Origin of the sequence: Serratia sp. HRI, from assembly GCF_010119335.3 — a bacterium.
Classification (GTDB): domain Bacteria; phylum Pseudomonadota; class Gammaproteobacteria; order Enterobacterales; family Enterobacteriaceae; genus Serratia; species Serratia nevei.
The window spans coordinates 5,475,709-5,492,589 of record NZ_CP083690.1 but is presented as its reverse complement, the minus strand read 5'-3'; the positions used below and the strand labels follow the sequence as shown (position 1 = coordinate 5,492,589).

The following is a 16,881-nucleotide window of genomic DNA, read 5'->3' as shown; positions in this document are numbered from 1 at the left end:
TCTCAGGGTGGCAAATACTTTTCCACTGCATTTTGGATTATCAGCCGTACTGCCCGGCGCAGGTACTTTCTCGCTTTTACATAAATCCATGAATTTTCAAGCGTAACCGTTGTTGTCGCAACAGATAAAACAACAGTGACAATCGATGAATATCCACCAAAATAAGGATTCGGCTTTTCATACTGAAAGTCTTTAACGGAAACCGAATAAACCTTAAAATTTCTTGGCATCCTGATATGTAAGTTATTGTCGTCAGAAGCCTCATGATAAGTCACATTGGAATGAGAATAACCATTAATCGACTTATAAAGCGCAATCATTACCGGATTATCACTGACAAGTACAGCATCGCCCTTTGCATCCCTGATATCAGTCGAATAAGGATATTTAGTACCCTTAACTGACACACGATATACATCATTCGGAAATGGCTGGCTTATCGGCGGTGGTGCATCAATATTGTAATAGGTTGGCGCAATCTGAACAGGTTTAACCTGATGATTATAAGGGCTTATCGAGTCCTGAATATTCTTCGCAGAAAAGCCAGTAGCATCAGAGGGCAAATAAACAGCAACAGGGCTTTTAGTGAAGGTGCAACAGAAGAAGTAACAGTAGCGCCATTGGACAAATTAAGTAAATAAGTTCCATCATCCTGTTTTATTCCACTTGTAATATATTCAACAGCTTTTGCGCCCTGCTTTAAAGCAAGGTCAGCAACGGAAATAACACCCGCAGCCTGCCCCAGCAATCCCCATGTTGTCTGTCCGGCAGCCATCATATTACTGCCAAAACCTGAAATACCCGTAGATATCGAATCGTCAATTGTATGCTTCGCAAGGCCATAAGCAGCCGCGAAAACTGACGTTCCGGTGCAAAGCTGAGGATTACCCACTTTCTCGCCACACATGCGGATTGAATCAAAAACGTCAGGACGTTCGCGTATAACCTCCGCAGCGACAGCGATACCCGCGCCCATACCGAGAGAACTGGCACCCGTTGCGAATACACGCCCGCAGATTGAGAAACAACCTGAGCTTCACGGGTTTCAACCATTTGCTGGATTACACGTCCAAATCCGTCTGCTGTTACTGCATCAGCATGTACACCGGATGAAACCAGTAAAGACAATATAGTAATACCTAACTTTCCAGACCCTGAATGACCGCCCAGGCGCATAAAAGCCCCCATAAAAAACACATAAAATCAAAAAGATATTGAGCCATAAATATAAAGGGCTGTTACGCCCCTTACCTTTATGAATTAAGCGCCACGAACCATACGCAAAATCCAGCGAACACCCGCCGAACCTGCATACAGAACAATCAGAGAACCCGCTACCGCCATAATCCCGGTCAGTACAGAACCGAAATTAACGCTGTTGGTCAGCGAAGAGAGATCAATGCCGTTTCCACTGCCACCATGCACCGGATCAGCAGCAAATACAGCAGGTGCAGCAACTGCCAGAGTAAAAGCACCAATACGGGTTAAAGCCTGTTTAGTCTTACCAAACATAAAAACTCCTTTTATGCATTTCTTACGTGTTTAAGAATTTCACCTATTCCCTTTGCAAAGAGCCACAGGAAAAAGGTTGTCGTAAAAGCCAGTCCCCAGAATTGAGCCGCGACTGAATAATCAATATCGGGAACAGGCTTATCCTGAGAAACTACCGAAGACTGTAATTTAACGACTTCTGACTTCGGTAATTTCAAAGTCACTTCATCGCATCCGTCAGGGCTGCCAAAACTCATATTCGGATTGCAGTATTTTGTCCTGATGATTACCTCATCTGACATAAAAGTATCGCCTTAGCTCATTCTAATAATTCAAGCAGCATATCAACGTTATACCCTTTAGACTGCTCACCTGTTTGCTTATCAGTGTATGGAAACTCCGTTCATAACCAGTAATGCGGCAATGTACATCGGTAATTTCATCACCAATACGGCCTAGTGATTTCTTTGATTTAATACGAATGACAGGCGGAAAGCTATAAGCATCAGCCGCAGGAGAAACAATTGTTGTATAATAAAAACCGCCACTATTATTAAAACGTTTAATCTTTCCGGTAACAGTAGTTTCTAAATTAAGTAAATTACTCATAATAACACCTTATATTCTATGCAACTCGTAAATGAGACGGTTTTACATACCACGATGGAATAACACAATCAGACACTTTAATCTCTCGCGTTTGCTTGACAACAACAAGAGAGAATTTCGAAACATTACATTTTTGCGCAATGTCAATACCAATCTTGCGGAGTCTTGCCCGATGAATACGAACTTGATTTTTACTTAAATCAAAAATATGACCATGAAACCATTGGATCGCGTACATAGCTGTAGTATTAGCTGCCCGTGTAGTTTCAACTATTCCACGGGTAATAAGATGTTCACTAATAGTTTCAAAATCCATAGCATTCACCGATAACTTTTCATCAAGCGCCAGAAAATCAGAATGTAACTTATTTAACACAGAATAATCAGATAACCCCCAAAAACCTAGAGAGTGTTTTTGAATAAACGAGACTTCAATTTTTGTTCAAATCTGACTATTCCATTTTCCTTACAATAATCAATCACACTAACAATATAATTAAACTCTTTTGACTGCTCAGAGAATTTATTTTTTATTTTTAATAAACTATGTAACTCAATCTCATGTGACTTATTATATACAGTCGGATAAATAAGATTAACATTCCCTTTTTTAGACAACCAGTCAACAGATTTACCGTTAGAATGCAACCGTGGTACACTATTCCTATAGGGTTGAGTCGAAAGCCCTGAAATATAATCATCCTCATTCCCTTTGCCAACAGATTTATTAGATGTTATGTGAAGCTCTTTAATTAACGCCCCATCACTGACCATATGAGCTTTTTCGGTTTCTTTAGACTGACCGGGCATTAAACGAGTGCATTTTGTAAAAACAGGCAATTTAAGATCAAGAAGGATCTTATTGAAAACCATAACGCAAGCATCAACGGTAGGTAAGCCAAATAAATTATCAAGCCGCCCCCACCGCGAAGGGTTGCCCGTCATTTTTAGAACAGATCCACGGATAGAAATAGAAACGACATCACAGAAAGATCCCCGGTGCTGAAAAGTTGGCTGAGAAAGCGCACTAGCCTCACCACTTTCAAGATGAATACGCTGGTAAGCAACATCCGAGAGAATAGGAAGTTGAAAGCCGAAATCCTGTTCAATACTTAACCAGTCGAAGAACATTGCGCCCTTTCTTAGATTCTCAGAAATTATTTCATGGTGCTTTTATAAGACCTGAGAAACTAAGTGTCAACATTTCTAAGAATTTAGAGATATGATGAAAGGCTTGCAGAATGAGGAAAGAGCATGCCTACAAAGCACATAAACGATGTTCAATGGCGAAAAATAGAGAAAGAAACCGTTAGAGCGGTATCAACCCTAGCTGTTCCAGTTAAAGATACCAAAATGCTCGAATGGATAATCGCCAAAGGGCTAGAGACGATCACAGAAGACGACTACCGCAAGTTCCTGAAGACAGAAAGCAAAAAAAAATAAGCGAGCAGGAAGAAAATACGGGAAACCGTACTAAAGTTCGGGTGTCACAGAACCCCGAACCGCTTCGCGGCGAAAAAACGAACAACAGCAGAGCTTGCGAAATCGGAATTAAGATAAGCTGGACGTCAAACGATTAAACAAAAATACGCCATTATGCAAAGATCAAATGACACACTATAAAAGGTATAGGTAATGAACAAAGACCAGATAATACAAGTACTTAATGAAACAGAGAATGACAGCCCCGTAGCAAGAGCAGAATTAGCAAGATTCCTCGTAAAAACAATCTACAATTTTGTAAAAATGGAGAGGCCAGAAGGTGAAGGTCTGGACGGACGTGATGGCCAGAAAGGCGCAGCATGGGAAAAATTGTAGATGCGGCAGAAAACCACTACTTTAACATGATAAAGAAAGCCATGAAAAACAGGGGATTGGAAGAAGAAACCCTGAGGAATGACGCCCTAATGCGCATAATGACGTTATGCTAAAGAGGCCGCTGCGGGATTCTATTTTCGCAGCGGCCTTTTCAACATAACGAGTCACACATTATGCGCACCAGTGCGCAGATAAGCCAGAAATCAGCCTGTAACCGTCACCACGGCATTAAACGGTCATCGCTGGTACGTTCTTTCGTCTTCGACCGTCAGCCATCCGTATCGCTTCTGAGTACGCCGGAATGAAAAACAGGCTTTGCAGTGCCGGGAATTATTATGGCTGACGCCATAATGCTGTTTATGTCCTCGCTTCGCTGCGGGGCTTCCGGCGCTAAGCGCCTCCCATGCCTGACGGCATAAAAAACGGATATGCCGCCACGTCACCGCATGATACGTCCGTCGCCACCATCACCGCGCGCGCTCCTCGTGGGAACTCGGTGCGTGCGCGGCGCTGGCGCGCCTGACTTTTTTCGCCTGTAACACGACAAGAATATCCGTCTTGTTCTTCTCGTCAGATGAACTGGTGAGCCAGCCTTTTGGCAGAAAGCTGAACCCGGTATCGGCGTTTGTGACCTTCGATTCAGCCAGGCCACCCAGCAGAATAATATCCCCGTCAGCCGCTGATACCTCCGTATTCACCTCGCGCTTAATCAGCGTCGGGCTGTTATTCACGCCCGTATCCGTCTTCGCAAAGCTGGAAAGCTGCTGCTTAATCACAAGGTCAATATTGTCAGTCCGGATTTGCGGTTTCACGTCGAGGATAACGCCACTGGAGCGGTATTCAATCGACTGGATCGGCCTGTTGTCGGCGTAGCTCACCTGACCCAGCACCGGAACCTCGTTACCGACTGAAAACGTGGCAGATGCGCCATCCTTCACCCTGAGCCGCGGGGAACTGACGACATGAAAACGACTGTCCGTCCTGAAAAGCTCATACAGCGCATCAAGAGAGCCTGTATTCACCCGGATAAAGTTATCAAAGCCGCCAGACGCGCCAATCTGTATATTCAGCTTGCCGGAAAGCAGCTTCGCCGCCAGTGCCAGCCCGGAACCGTTACGCTCACTGGTCTGAACCTCAAACACGTAAGCTGCGACAATCACTTCTTCAGAGGCAGTATCAATCAGCGGTAAAAGCGTCTGCAACCGCTTAATCTCTGACTTCCGGCCATAATAAACCAGCACATCCCCGGTACGGTTCATAAAGTCCGATGCCGTACCCGCTACGGCCGCTTCCGGCGATATCTGCCCGGACGGTAACGAGTTACGCTGACTGTTAAACTGCCCGGTAAACTGTCCGGCCAGAATGTCAGACAGATACGCCACGGAACGGAAGCGAGGCCGATAAACAAAGGTCTCCTGCGGCGGCACATACGCTTTCGGCGTGAACGGCGCCACGTAGTCAATGCCCTGTTTGTTGTAAATCGCAATGTTCATGTTGCCGAGATAGCGCTTAATAAATGCCCGTTCATCGATATCCGGCGTGATACGGAACGTCACCACCTTATCGGATTTGGCAAGCTCCGGGTCAAGCATAAACGGCTTATCGAGCACCTGAACGTAAATCATGTTCAGCGCCTGCGGCAGCGGAACAGCGTTGAGCTCCAGACTAACGCCCTTCGCCATAACCAGCCCCGGAACCAGTAAAAAAAGTAAACCTGTTATCAGCTTCATCGTATCGCCCCTGAATAAACCGTCACCGTTTCGCCGTCGATTTCACCCGTCATCATCATGCCGTCAAAGCTGAACTGCGAAGCCGGCTCTATACGCAATCTGCCTGACGTGTCTGCAACAACAACCCATGCCTGACCATCGCGTTTAAGCCGTCCGGCAAGTCGCCATTTGTCCGACACAACGGGCTTAGATGGCGCGGCAGGTACAAAAGACGCTGAATTATTTGCGGCGGGTAAATCTTTAGTCTGCTGTTCAGGCTCTGAATTACCGTTTGACGTGAAAAACCAGAACAGATAAAAAATGGCAATTACCGCCAGAATCAGTAACCCGACAGCTTTAAACCACAACATTTTAGAACTGAAAATATTCTGACGTTTATCGGTGACAAGTTCCCTTCCCTGCCCGTTCTCATGGGATTTATATAGGGGGAATATCGCCTTGTCATATTTATTCTGATAACTGTTCGTCAGATTCGACTTAAACAGTTTGATACCCGTAAATACGTCCACACGGTAGCGGTTATGCAGACCCAGCGCCACATGCTTACTCATGCGATACGTTGTTTCCACCCGGTCTTTAATGAATCGCGGAAGGTTGGCAACAGACTGATTCATAACCACTAAATCACAGGTTACGCCCGTTTTTTCATCGGCAAAATGGCGATGTTCTGCAATGAAAGAGCGATGATTTGCAGGAATCCCTTTATCGTTCTCCCATATGCGCCATGCTTCATCAATACAGATTAAATCCCCGGACGGCAGAACGTATCATCCGCAATGCCTGAATCCGTTTTGTAGGGAAAGAAATTATCGTTCTGAACGTCTTCATTCTGAACAAGTAAAATTTCACCAAGTGATTCCCTGTCTGCCTTTTTAATATCAACGCAGTAATCATAAATACTTTGCGTGGCAAGGCCGTAAATATTACTGACAATGCGACGCCCCGCGATACAGGCGGGAATAATGACGCTTGCCACTACTTCGTAAGATTTACCGCTACCCGGAATACCCACATACGCAGAAATAGCCATAAATTAACCAATCAGAGGAATGCGACGAATAATAAAGCGCGTTAACAATGCTGAAAACATCAGTTTAATCCCTTCCGTGACCATAAACAGATTCACGAAATACCATACGCTGTCAGGCAGTGAAGAAAATAACCCGGCAATATCAACAGACTTTGGCAGCAATGACGCCAGAACCGGAACAAACGCCTGTACGACAAAGTACAGGCCAAAGAACAAAATAAATTTGACAACCACAGTTCGCAGCACAAAACCCAGCGCCACGTTAAAGGCTGAAACCAGAATACCGAACATAACGCCTCCGTCACGCCGTCAGAATGATACGCAGCGAAATAATGCCCCAGATAAGCAGGAATACCGCTTTCAGAAGTGGCCTGATTTTTTCCAGAAGTTCGCAGTGTGAATCAATGGAATATTTATTGTCCCAGAGTTCGAACGACCACACCGGGCACTGTACATCCTTCGATGAAATACTCAGGTTTTTAATGTCCGGCATTAATTCCGTAATTGGCTTGAGAATTTCCTCACCTGTAGGCGGTTTTTCAAGTTCCGGCGCTTTAATGCCGGGGTCTTCGCCTAAATCAACAGAAGTATCGGTATCAGTGCCTGTGCCAGGATGAACACCAGTATCCGTTCCCGCCCCCGGTCTGGCGTTGACCCATGACTGAGGAACAACAACAGGACTATAAAGCAAGCCCTTATCAAGTTTTACGCCAACAGCATTAGCCGCAGCCGTCAGTTCAGCCGCCGTAAAAGGTTTATCAAGCGGTATCCCCTGATATCCTTCCTGAACAACAGTCTGACCTGCAAGGCCATTAATAAGATTAACCAGCGCAGCCGGGTTTAACTGTTCCTCTGGCTTGAAATCTATATTATCAATAACCTCGCCATTAATTACCTGAGGTAAATTTGATGTATCAAATTCTGTATTAAAAAATATCTGGTCTTTAACATCCTGAACATCATTCGTCGTTTTATACACGGCCTTCTCAGGGTGGCAAATACTTTTCCACTGCATTTTGGGATTATCAGCCGTACTGCCCGGCGCAGGTACTTTCTCGCTTTTACATAAATCCCATGAATTTTCAAGCGTAACCGTTGTTGTCGCAACAGATAAAACAACAGTGACAATCGATGAATATCCACCAAAATAAGGATTCGGCTTTTCATACTGAAAGTCTTTAACGGAAACCGAATAAACCTTAAAATTTCTTGGCATCCTGATATGTAAGTTATTGTCGTCAGAAGCCTCATGATAAGTCACATTGGAATGAGAATAACCATTAATCGACTTATAAAGCGCAATCATTACCGGATTATCACTGACAAGTACAGCATCGCCCTTTGCATCCCTGATATCAGTCGAATAAGGATATTTAGTACCCTTAACTGACACACGATATACATCATTCGGAAATGGCTGGCTTATCGGCGGTGGTGCATCAATATTGTAATAGGTTGGCGCAATCTGAACAGGTTTAACCTGATGATTATAAGGGCTTATCGAGTCCTGAATATTCTTCGCAGAAAAGCCAGTAGCATCAGAGGGCAAATAAACAGCAACAGGGCTTTTAGGTGAAGGTGCAACAGAAGAAGTAACAGTAGCGCCATTGGACAAATTAAGTAAATAAGTTCCATCATCCTGTTTTATTCCACTTGTAATATATTCAACAGCTTTTGCGCCCTGCTTTAAAGCAAGGTCAGCAACGGAAATAACACCCGCAGCCTGCCCCAGCAATCCCCATGTTGTCTGTCCGGCAGCCATCATATTACTGCCAAAACCTGAAATACCCGTAGATATCGAATCGTCAATTGTATGCTTCGCAAGGCCATAAGCAGCCGCGAAAACTGACGTTCCGGTGCAAAGCTGAGGATTACCCACTTTCTCGCCACACATGCGGATTGAATCAAAAACGTCAGGACGTTCGCGTATAACCTCCGCAGCGACAGCGATACCCGCGCCCATACCGAGAGAACTGGCACCCGTTGCGAATACACGCCCCGCAGATTGAGAAACAACCTGAGCTTCACGGGTTTCAACCATTTGCTGGATTACACGTCCAAATCCGTCTGCTGTTACTGCATCAGCATGTACACCGGATGAAACCAGTAAAGACAATATAGTAATACCTAACTTTCCAGACCCTGAATGACCGCCCAGGCGCATAAAAGCCCCCATAAAAAACACATAAAATCAAAAAGATATTGAGCCATAAATATAAAGGGGCTGTTACGCCCCTTACCTTTATGAATTAAGCGCCACGAACCATACGCAAAATCCAGCGAACACCCGCCGAACCTGCATACAGAACAATCAGAGAACCCGCTACCGCCATAATCCCGGTCAGTACAGAACCGAAATTAACGCTGTTGGTCAGCGAAGAGAGATCAATGCCGTTTCCACTGCCACCATGCACCGGATCAGCAGCAAATACAGCAGGTGCAGCAACTGCCAGAGTAAAAGCACCAATACGGGTTAAAGCCTGTTTAGTCTTACCAAACATAAAAACTCCTTTTATGCATTTCTTACGTGTTTAAGAATTTCACCTATTCCCTTTGCAAAGAGCCACAGGAAAAAGGTTGTCGTAAAAGCCAGTCCCCAGAATTGAGCCGCGACTGAATAATCAATATCGGGAACAGGCTTATCCTGAGAAACTACCGAAGACTGTAATTTAACGACTTCTGACTTCGGTAATTTCAAAGTCACTTCATCGCATCCGTCAGGGCTGCCAAAACTCATATTCGGATTGCAGTATTTTGTCCTGATGATTACCTCATCTGACATAAAAGTATCGCCTTAGCTCATTCTAATAATTCAAGCAGCATATCAACGTTATACCCTTTAGACTGCTCACCTGTTTGCTTATCAGTGTATGGGAAACTCCGTTCATAACCAGTAATGCGGCAATGTACATCGGTAATTTCATCACCAATACGGCCTAGTGATTTCTTTGATTTAATACGAATGACAGGCGGAAAGCTATAAGCATCAGCCGCAGGAGAAACAATTGTTGTATAATAAAAACCGCCACTATTATTAAAACGTTTAATCTTTCCGGTAACAGTAGTTTCTAAATTAAGTAAATTACTCATAATAACACCTTATATTCTATGCAACTCGTAAATGAGACGGTTTTACATACCACGATGGAATAACACAATCAGACACTTTAATCTCTCGCGTTTGCTTGACAACAACAAGAGAGAATTTCGAAACATTACATTTTTGCGCAATGTCAATACCAATCTTGCGGAGTCTTGCCCGATGAATACGAACTTGATTTTTACTTAAATCAAAAATATGACCATGAAACCATTGGATCGCGTACATAGCTGTAGTATTAGCTGCCCGTGTAGTTTCAACTATTCCACGGGTAATAAGATGTTCACTAATAGTTTCAAAATCCATAGCATTCACCGATAACTTTTCATCAAGCGCCAGAAAATCAGAATGTAACTTATTTAACACAGAATAATCAGATAACCCCCAAAAACCTAGAGAGTGTTTTTGAATAAAACGAGACTTCAATTTTTGTTCAAATCTGACTATTCCATTTTCCTTACAATAATCAATCACACTAACAATATAATTAAACTCTTTTGACTGCTCAGAGAATTTATTTTTTATTTTTAATAAACTATGTAACTCAATCTCATGTGACTTATTATATACAGTCGGATAAATAAGATTAACATTCCCTTTTTTAGACAACCAGTCAACAGATTTACCGTTAGAATGCAACCGTGGTACACTATTCCTATAGGGTTGAGTCGAAAGCCCTGAAATATAATCATCCTCATTCCCTTTGCCAACAGATTTATTAGATGTTATGTGAAGCTCTTTAATTAACGCCCCATCACTGACCATATGAGCTTTTTCGGTTTCTTTAGACTGACCGGGCATTAAACGAGTGCATTTTGTAAAAACAGGCAATTTAAGATCAAGAAGGATCTTATTGAAAACCATAACGCAAGCATCAACGGTAGGTAAGCCAAATAAATTATCAAGCCGCCCCCACCGCGAAGGGTTGCCCGTCATTTTTAGAACAGATCCACGGATAGAAATAGAAACGACATCACAGAAAGATCCCCGGTGCTGAAAAGTTGGCTGAGAAAGCGCACTAGCCTCACCACTTTCAAGATGAATACGCTGGTAAGCAACATCCGAGAGAATAGGAAGTTGAAAGCCGAAATCCTGTTCAATACTTAACCAGTCGAAGAACATTGCGCCCTTTCTTAGATTCTCAGAAATTATTTCATGGTGCTTTTATAAGACCTGAGAAACTAAGTGTCAACATTTCTAAGAATTTAGAGATATGATGAAAGGCTTGCAGAATGAGGAAAGAGCATGCCTACAAAGCACATAAACGATGTTCAATGGCGAAAAATAGAGAAAGAAACCGTTAGAGCGGTATCAACCCTAGCTGTTCCAGTTAAAGATACCAAAATGCTCGAATGGATAATCGCCAAAGGGCTAGAGACGATCACAGAAGACGACTACCGCAAGTTCCTGAAGACAGAAAGCAAAAAAAAATAAGCGAGCAGGAAGAAAATACGGGAAACCGTACTAAAGTTCGGGTGTCACAGAACCCCGAACCGCTTCGCGGCGAAAAAACGAACAACAGCAGAGCTTGCGAAATCGGAATTAAGATAAGCTGGACGTCAAACGATTAAACAAAAATACGCCATTATGCAAAGATCAAATGACACACTATAAAAGGTATAGGTAATGAACAAAGACCAGATAATACAAGTACTTAATGAAACAGAGAATGACAGCCCCGTAGCAAGAGCAGAATTAGCAAGATTCCTCGTAAAAACAATCTACAATTTTGTAAAAATGGAGAGGCCAGAAGGTGAAGGTCTGGACGGACGTGATGGCCCAGAAAGGCGCAGCATGGGAAAAATTGTAGATGCGGCAGAAAACCACTACTTTAACATGATAAAAGAAAGCCATGAAAAACAGGGGATTGGAAGAAGAAACCCTGAGGAATGACGCCCTAATGCGCATAATGACGTTATGCTAAAGAGGCCGCTGCGGGATTCTATTTTCGCAGCGGCCTTTTCAACATAACGAGTCACACATTATGCGCACCAAGGTTGTCAGCACAAAGCGTTATTGTCGTCTCAGCACAATTCACACGCGTCGTGTACGCTAAGCCTTCATTTTGCTCAGCACAGGACCGCGATCTTATGTTGGTGACTATGACAGACAAAGAACTTTACCGGCTTGGCATCATTCAGCGAGTATTTGACCGGGCTTTGCTTCAGCGCGACGCAGCAGACATACTTAAGCTCAGTGTTCGTCAGGTGCAGCGTCTTGTGCGTCTGTACCGGACAGATGGCGCAACCGCATTTGCATCTTCCCGCCGTGGACGTCCTGCAAACAACCGGATCGATGAAGAAACACGCTGTAAAGCCCTGGATTTGATCCGGTGCCACTATTCAGATTTTGGCCCAACGCTCGCAACCGAAAAACTGGCTGAACGCCATCATATATATCTCTCCGTTGAAACCATCCGTAACTGGATGACAGCCGACGGTCTCTGGCGTCCTCATTCCCGCCGGCGAACCCGGGTTTACCAGCCGCGCTATCGTCGCGACTGTTTCGGCGAACTGGTTCAGATCGATGGCTCTCACCATGACTGGTTCGAAGGAAGAGCCCCAAAATGCTGTCTTCTGGTCTTCATGGATGACGCCACAGGTCGCCTGATGCACCTGCGATTCTGTGATTCAGAAAACGCGTTTGACTACATGATGGCTACCCGGCAATACATTGATAAACATGGTAAACCTGTCGCATTTTACAGCGACAAGCATGCGGTGTTCAGGGTCAGCGGACCCGAGAGCCGACGTACCGGCACAACCCAGTTCGGACGGGCTCTCCGGGAACTGGCGATCGAATTGATTTGTGCCAACAGCAGCCAGGCAAAAGGTCGCGTGGAACGGGTAAATAAAACGCTCCAGGATCGACTGATTAAAGAGATGCGCCTGCAGAACATCAGCTCGGTTGCTGAAGCCAATCAGTGGATTGAACATTTCATGTCTGATTTTAACCGTCGTTTCTCCCGGCCGGCAAAATACCCTAAAGATCTGCACCGTGCGGTCACACAGAGTCCACTGGAGCTGAATGATATCTTCGCCTGGCAGGAGCTGCGGACCTTATCGAAAGCACTGACTTTTCAGTATGATAAAGTCATGTATATCATTGAACCCACCGAACAAAATACGCGCATAGCAGGTGAAAAAATTACCGTTTATGATTACCCTGACGGAAGCATTACTTTCCGGCATCAGCACCGGCCACTGGGTTATAAGATTTTCGATAAACTGACCTGCGTTGATCAGGGGGCGGTTGTTGATAACAAACGACTGGGTGCCGTTCTGAGGCTGGCACAGCAGAAACAGGACGAGCTGGAGGCTGAAGGAAAGCGAATGCGCAGTACAAAAATGCCCCGCAGGCGCGCTCAGGAGCGTGCACTGGAAGAGCTCAGGGCGATCAACCCGGTGCTGGCCAGTCCGCAGGATTTTATCCCCAGCCTGAAGCGATGAGCCCTTCCCTCACCTGTGGATCTGATATGGCCGACAGATGAGAGAAAAATGGACGACAACAAACCAGTGCTCCTGACACTTCACGAAGCGCTACGCCTGGATTTGATTGAAGCCTATATGGCGCGGGAAATCACGCTGGCAGAAGTGGCAGAGTCCATGGAGCTCACCCGTCGTCAGTGCTCCCGCCTGATTAAGCGCTATCGCGAGCTGGGGCCAGCCGGTCTGGTCAGCCGGCGCCGTGGAAAGCCCGGCAATCATCAGTTAAACACCACCATCAGAGATCAGGCACTGCAGCTTATTCGCTCACGCGGCCGGGGTATGAATCCGTCAGCCATCTGGCGAATTCTGACCACAGAATACGGTGTCCGGATTTCAAAAGAGACCGTACGTAAACTGATGATAGCCGAGAAAACCTGGCAACCACGTTCTTCCTCCAAAGCCTGACTCAACCTTAAAAAGGCATTGTCCAGACTCTCCACTGACGTCAGGTCAGCTTTGTTTTCAGCACGACATTTCAACATTGGCTAGACAAAGGTGATGATATGTGGATTCTGCCGTCCGGGCCTGATTCATGGGTTTTCTCCTGCGGCCAGCCATGCTGGCGCCGGCTGCTCATGCCGCTGAACTAATTCGTTTTTCAACCGACCATAAGCCGCCGGTTTTGCCGGCGGTCTTCTGCTGCCTGGTGTTTGTGTTGCTCAGCAATACCATGATGCTTGCGCAGAAAATCTCTGAACGCCAACTGTCTGATCGCCTGTTCACTTGCTGCAGCAACGCCTGCCGGTAATGCCGTTCTCGCCACGCGGCGTAGACCTCATGTCATGCATCCTGTTATTCACACCATCCAACGCCGCCAGGCTTTCAACGTCCAGCAAGTTTCCTCAATGCGCTGGCGCCGCTGGGCGTAAAGATCGTTGCCGAAGGCGAGCCCGGCTATGGCGTCGAACTTTGTCCCGATCGGGATAACGTGTCATTGTGCCTGTTTCAAACCGATGAAAAACCGGCACACCTGCACCTGGCATTTGCCGCAAGCAGCCGTGAACAGGTCGATGCGTTCTACCACGCCGCGCTAAATGCCGGCGGCATAGACAATGGCGCGCCCGGTTTGCGGCCCAATTACCATGCCCACTACTATGCGGCATTTGTGATCGCCCCGGATGGCCACAATATCGAAGCGGTTTGCCATAACCCGATGATCTAGTGATTTTTCCAGTTAAAACAGCACATTAATCATGAGTAACACATTGAATTTAACATAATGCAATTGTGACATCGTCACTTAACGTTACCCCGTCACGTCAATCCACTCTGCTCCGGTGATGCTGGCCAGCCGCTGTGGCGCAATTCTCACGCCGGAGTTATCGCTGCCACCTGCCGGAAGCACTTCACCGTAGCTGCACAGGCTGCGATCGCAGTAAATTCTCACCGCTGCCGGTGCGGCAAAGGGGCAAACGCCGCCGGGCGGATAGCCGGTCAGCGCCTCCACCTCCTCCGCCGGCAGCATGCGCGCCTTTACGCCGAAGAATTGTTTGTACTTCTTGTTGTCGATTCTGGCGGTTCCCGCCATCACCAACAGCACCACGCCGTCGTTCACGCGAAACGACAGCGTCTTGGCGATCTGCCCACTTTCCACGCCAAAGGCTTCCGCCGCCAGCGCCACCGTGGCGGTATTCTTTGTCAGCACCGTTACCGCCGTTTCCGGGGCGTGCTCGGCCAGAAATTGCTGAACGCGCTCTATACTCATGCCCTTCCTCCCGATGTTGCTAAGCCATTGATAATGCCGCAGTGAGGGTTCAGGTTTTAACATCGCATGCTAAAAATGAGAATCAAAATTGTTCAAATCGGTGAATCTGAACAAAGCTTTAAGGGGCCTACGCCTTTTTACCTATCATTTTTCATGGAGATACCTGCATGACCACGCAAACCACAGCAAGGCCTTCAGCGGTCGCGGTGGCCGTCTATGAATGGCTCAATCCGCTACCCTACGGATTTTTCACCGCGGCGCTGATTTTCGACATCATCTATGCCTGCACGGCGAATATTCAGTGGGTCAATGGTGCCAGCTGGCTGATCGCCATCGGCCTGGTTTTTGCCATTATTCCCCGGCTGATTAACCTGGTTCAGGTGTGGTTCGGCAGCGGCCGGCTGCAGGGCTCACCGGTCAGGCTCCATTTCTGGCTGAATCTGATCGCCATCGTTCTCGCCATCATTAACGCTTTCGTGCATAGCCGGGATGCGTATGCCGTGGTGCCGCAAGGCCTGGTGCTGTCTGCGATCGTGGTCGCGTTGCTGAGCCTCGCCAACATTCTGCTGGCCGTGGGCGCCCGCGCAAAATAAGGAGGTTTTCATGAAGCTATCATCCACCGCGATTGCGCTTTCGGCCGTGCTGGCGCTGGCCGGCTGCGATAACAGCGCCGTCATTTCGCCAGAACAACAAATGGGGCCGGATCCGGTGTTGCCGGCGGCGCAAAACTTCCTGATGCCGCCGATGCAGGTGCCAAAAGGCGTCGGCTGGCAGCAAAACCAGATGCCGAAAGTGGCCGAGGGTTTGAAAATCGATAAAGTGGCGGACGGTTTGCTGCATCCGCGCCAGCTGCTTACCCTGCCGAATGGCGATGTCCTGGTGGTGGAAGCCAACGGGCCGGGTACGGAGGCGGTGAGCACGCCCAAGCAGCTGATCGCCGGGCTGGTGAAAGGCCAGTCCGGTAAAGGCGGCAAAGGCGGTAACCGCATCACCCTGCTGCGCCCAACCGCCGACGGCAGCTGGGAAAAGCATGTTTTCCTCGAGGGGCTCGATTCCCCATTCGGCGTCCAGCTGATTGGCAACACCCTGTACGTGGCCAACACCGGCAATATCATGCAGTACACCTATCAGCCGGGCGAAACGCGCATCAGTGATGCGGGTAAAGAGCTGGCCGATCTGCCGGACACCATCAACCACCACTGGACCAAGGCCCTACTGGCCAGCCCGGACGGTAAAAAGCTGTATGTCGGCGTCGGCTCCAACAGCAACATCACCGAAAACGGCCTGGCCGTAGAGTACCGGCGCGCCGCCGTGCTGGAAGTGGACACCACCTCTGGCGCCAGCCGTGTCTTCGCCAGCGGCCTGCGCAACCCGACCGGGCTGCAGTGGGAACCGCACAGCGGCAAGCTGTGGGCCATCGTCAACGAGCGTGACGAGATCGGCGCCGATCTGGTGCCGGACTACCTGACCTCGGTACAGGACGGCGGCTTCTATGGCTGGCCTTACAGCTATTTCGGCCAGCACGTCGATCGGCGGGTGCAGCCGGCGCGGCCGGATCGGGTGGCAAAAGCCATCAAGCCGGACTACGCCCTCAGCTCGCACGTCGCGCCCCTGGGGTTGCTGTTCTATACGGCAAACGCGTTGCCGGCCGAGTATCGCGGCGGCGCCTTTGTCAGTGAGCACGGCAGCTGGGATCGCTCGCCGCTGAACGGCTACCGGATCAGCTACGTGGCGTTCGAGCAAGGTAAACCGGTCGGCAAACTCAAAGCGGTGGTCACCGGCTTTGTTTCCGACGACGAGAAGGAACTCTATGGCGCACCGGTAGGATTAGCGGTCGACAAGACCGGTGCCCTGCTGATTGCGGATGACGTGGGCAACACCGTTTGGCGCGTCAGCGCTAAATAACGCTC

24 protein-coding genes and 2 pseudogenes are annotated in these 16,881 nt (G+C 47.4%); 10 read left to right on the top strand and 16 right to left on the bottom strand.

What is annotated here, in order from left to right:
- Positions 1–2 precede the first annotated feature (2 nt).
- From GF111_RS26400 to GF111_RS26370, 7 genes are all read right to left on the bottom strand, one after another.
- Positions 3–563 (bottom strand): hypothetical protein, encoded by a 561-nt coding sequence (locus GF111_RS26400; RefSeq protein ID WP_154724289.1) that lies wholly within the window; start codon positions 561–563, stop codon positions 3–5.
- Positions 512–976 carry a hypothetical protein gene (locus tag GF111_RS26395; protein ID WP_154724288.1) on the bottom strand — a complete coding sequence of 155 codons (465 nt, stop codon included), beginning with the start codon at positions 974–976 and terminating at the stop codon, positions 512–514. The genes GF111_RS26400 and GF111_RS26395 overlap by 52 nt, the downstream gene beginning before the upstream one ends.
- Before the next feature lie 284 nt (positions 977–1,260).
- Positions 1,261–1,512 carry a hypothetical protein gene (locus GF111_RS26390; protein ID WP_071845394.1) on the bottom strand — a complete coding sequence of 84 codons (252 nt, stop codon included), beginning with the start codon at positions 1,510–1,512 and terminating at the stop codon, positions 1,261–1,263.
- An 11-nt stretch (positions 1,513–1,523) separates the two neighbouring features.
- Positions 1,524–1,793: a hypothetical protein gene (locus GF111_RS26385; RefSeq protein ID WP_021563063.1), complete on the bottom strand. Its 270-nt coding sequence runs from the start codon at positions 1,791–1,793 to the stop codon at positions 1,524–1,526.
- 22 nt (positions 1,794–1,815) lie between these two features.
- On the bottom strand, positions 1,816–2,100 hold the full coding sequence (locus GF111_RS26380) for a DNA-binding protein G5P (RefSeq protein WP_224217790.1): 285 nt from the start codon (positions 2,098–2,100) through the stop codon (positions 1,816–1,818).
- Positions 2,101–2,116: 16 nt separating this feature from the next.
- The gene (locus GF111_RS26375; RefSeq protein ID WP_224217789.1) at positions 2,117–2,476 is read right to left on the bottom strand and encodes a phage/plasmid replication protein; all 360 of its coding nucleotides are present in this window, start codon (positions 2,474–2,476) and stop codon (positions 2,117–2,119) included.
- 26 nt (positions 2,477–2,502) lie between these two features.
- A complete protein-coding gene (locus GF111_RS26370; RefSeq protein ID WP_224217788.1) occupies positions 2,503–3,231 on the bottom strand; it encodes a hypothetical protein in 729 nt (242 codons plus the stop codon).
- Positions 3,232–3,354: 123 nt separating this feature from the next.
- Here GF111_RS26370 and GF111_RS26365 point away from each other — a divergent pair, with 123 nt between their 5' ends.
- Positions 3,355–3,543 (top strand): hypothetical protein, encoded by a 189-nt coding sequence (locus GF111_RS26365; protein WP_003033726.1) that lies wholly within the window; start codon positions 3,355–3,357, stop codon positions 3,541–3,543.
- A 192-nt stretch (positions 3,544–3,735) separates the two neighbouring features.
- Positions 3,736–3,918, top strand: a complete 183-nt coding sequence (locus tag GF111_RS26360) for a hypothetical protein (RefSeq protein ID WP_224217787.1) — start codon at positions 3,736–3,738, stop codon at positions 3,916–3,918.
- A gap of 467 nt (positions 3,919–4,385) precedes the next feature.
- Here GF111_RS26360 and GF111_RS26355 read toward each other — a convergent pair whose 3' ends face one another.
- The 8 genes and pseudogenes from GF111_RS26355 to GF111_RS26320 all read right to left on the bottom strand — a co-directional run bounded on the left by GF111_RS26355 (position 4,386) and on the right by GF111_RS26320 (position 10,900).
- On the bottom strand, positions 4,386–5,648 hold the full coding sequence (locus GF111_RS26355) for a type II secretion system protein GspD (protein ID WP_047715891.1): 1,263 nt from the start codon (positions 5,646–5,648) through the stop codon (positions 4,386–4,388).
- Positions 5,645–6,678 (bottom strand): annotated as a pseudogene (locus GF111_RS26350) (zonular occludens toxin family protein). Before GF111_RS26350 ends, GF111_RS26355 begins: the two are co-directional and overlap by 4 nt.
- 3 nt (positions 6,679–6,681) lie before the next feature.
- On the bottom strand, positions 6,682–6,969 hold the full coding sequence (locus GF111_RS26345) for a DUF2523 family protein (RefSeq protein ID WP_003033743.1): 288 nt from the start codon (positions 6,967–6,969) through the stop codon (positions 6,682–6,684).
- Between the two features lie 10 nt (positions 6,970–6,979).
- On the bottom strand, positions 6,980–8,842 hold the full coding sequence (locus GF111_RS26340; protein ID WP_047715884.1) for a hypothetical protein: 1,863 nt from the start codon (positions 8,840–8,842) through the stop codon (positions 6,980–6,982).
- Positions 8,843–8,927: 85 nt separating this feature from the next.
- Positions 8,928–9,179: a hypothetical protein gene (locus GF111_RS26335; protein WP_071845394.1), complete on the bottom strand. Its 252-nt coding sequence runs from the start codon at positions 9,177–9,179 to the stop codon at positions 8,928–8,930.
- A gap of 11 nt (positions 9,180–9,190) precedes the next feature.
- Complete coding sequence (locus tag GF111_RS26330; RefSeq protein WP_021563063.1) at positions 9,191–9,460, bottom strand: hypothetical protein; 270 nt, start codon at positions 9,458–9,460, stop codon at positions 9,191–9,193.
- A 17-nt stretch (positions 9,461–9,477) separates the two neighbouring features.
- Positions 9,478–9,768 (bottom strand): hypothetical protein, encoded by a 291-nt coding sequence (locus GF111_RS26325; protein ID WP_003033731.1) that lies wholly within the window; start codon positions 9,766–9,768, stop codon positions 9,478–9,480.
- Positions 9,769–9,784: 16 nt separating this feature from the next.
- Positions 9,785–10,900, bottom strand: a complete 1,116-nt coding sequence (locus tag GF111_RS26320; protein ID WP_047602324.1) for a phage/plasmid replication protein — start codon at positions 10,898–10,900, stop codon at positions 9,785–9,787.
- A gap of 123 nt (positions 10,901–11,023) precedes the next feature.
- Between GF111_RS26320 and GF111_RS26315 the strand changes: the two genes are divergently transcribed.
- From GF111_RS26315 to GF111_RS26290, 6 genes and pseudogenes are all read left to right on the top strand, one after another.
- Positions 11,024–11,212 carry a hypothetical protein gene (locus GF111_RS26315; RefSeq protein WP_003033726.1) on the top strand — a complete coding sequence of 63 codons (189 nt, stop codon included), beginning with the start codon at positions 11,024–11,026 and terminating at the stop codon, positions 11,210–11,212.
- A gap of 192 nt (positions 11,213–11,404) precedes the next feature.
- A complete protein-coding gene (locus tag GF111_RS26310) occupies positions 11,405–11,671 on the top strand; it encodes a hypothetical protein (protein ID WP_023277130.1) in 267 nt (88 codons plus the stop codon).
- A 209-nt stretch (positions 11,672–11,880) separates the two neighbouring features.
- Complete coding sequence (locus tag GF111_RS26305) at positions 11,881–13,227, top strand: ISNCY family transposase (protein WP_077253535.1); 1,347 nt, start codon at positions 11,881–11,883, stop codon at positions 13,225–13,227.
- Positions 13,228–13,275: 48 nt separating this feature from the next.
- A complete protein-coding gene (locus GF111_RS26300) occupies positions 13,276–13,671 on the top strand; it encodes a helix-turn-helix domain-containing protein (protein WP_004143398.1) in 396 nt (131 codons plus the stop codon).
- A 127-nt stretch (positions 13,672–13,798) separates the two neighbouring features.
- The gene (locus GF111_RS26295) at positions 13,799–14,014 is read left to right on the top strand and encodes a hypothetical protein (protein WP_139145155.1); all 216 of its coding nucleotides are present in this window, start codon (positions 13,799–13,801) and stop codon (positions 14,012–14,014) included.
- Between the two features lie 84 nt (positions 14,015–14,098).
- Positions 14,099–14,428, top strand: a pseudogene (locus GF111_RS26290) (VOC family protein); the annotation flags it as partial.
- A gap of 84 nt (positions 14,429–14,512) precedes the next feature.
- Here GF111_RS26290 and GF111_RS26285 read toward each other — a convergent pair.
- Positions 14,513–14,971: a YbaK/EbsC family protein gene (locus tag GF111_RS26285; protein WP_038871609.1), complete on the bottom strand. Its 459-nt coding sequence runs from the start codon at positions 14,969–14,971 to the stop codon at positions 14,513–14,515.
- 167 nt (positions 14,972–15,138) lie between these two features.
- Here GF111_RS26285 and GF111_RS26280 point away from each other — a divergent pair, with 167 nt between their 5' ends.
- Positions 15,139–15,564, top strand: coding sequence for a DUF2231 domain-containing protein (locus GF111_RS26280; protein WP_038871607.1), 426 nt, complete (start codon positions 15,139–15,141; stop codon positions 15,562–15,564).
- A gap of 10 nt (positions 15,565–15,574) precedes the next feature.
- Entirely contained in the window at positions 15,575–16,876 is a 1,302-nt protein-coding gene (locus tag GF111_RS26275) for a sorbosone dehydrogenase family protein (RefSeq protein WP_038871605.1), read from the top strand.
- Positions 16,877–16,881: the final 5 nt, after the last annotated feature.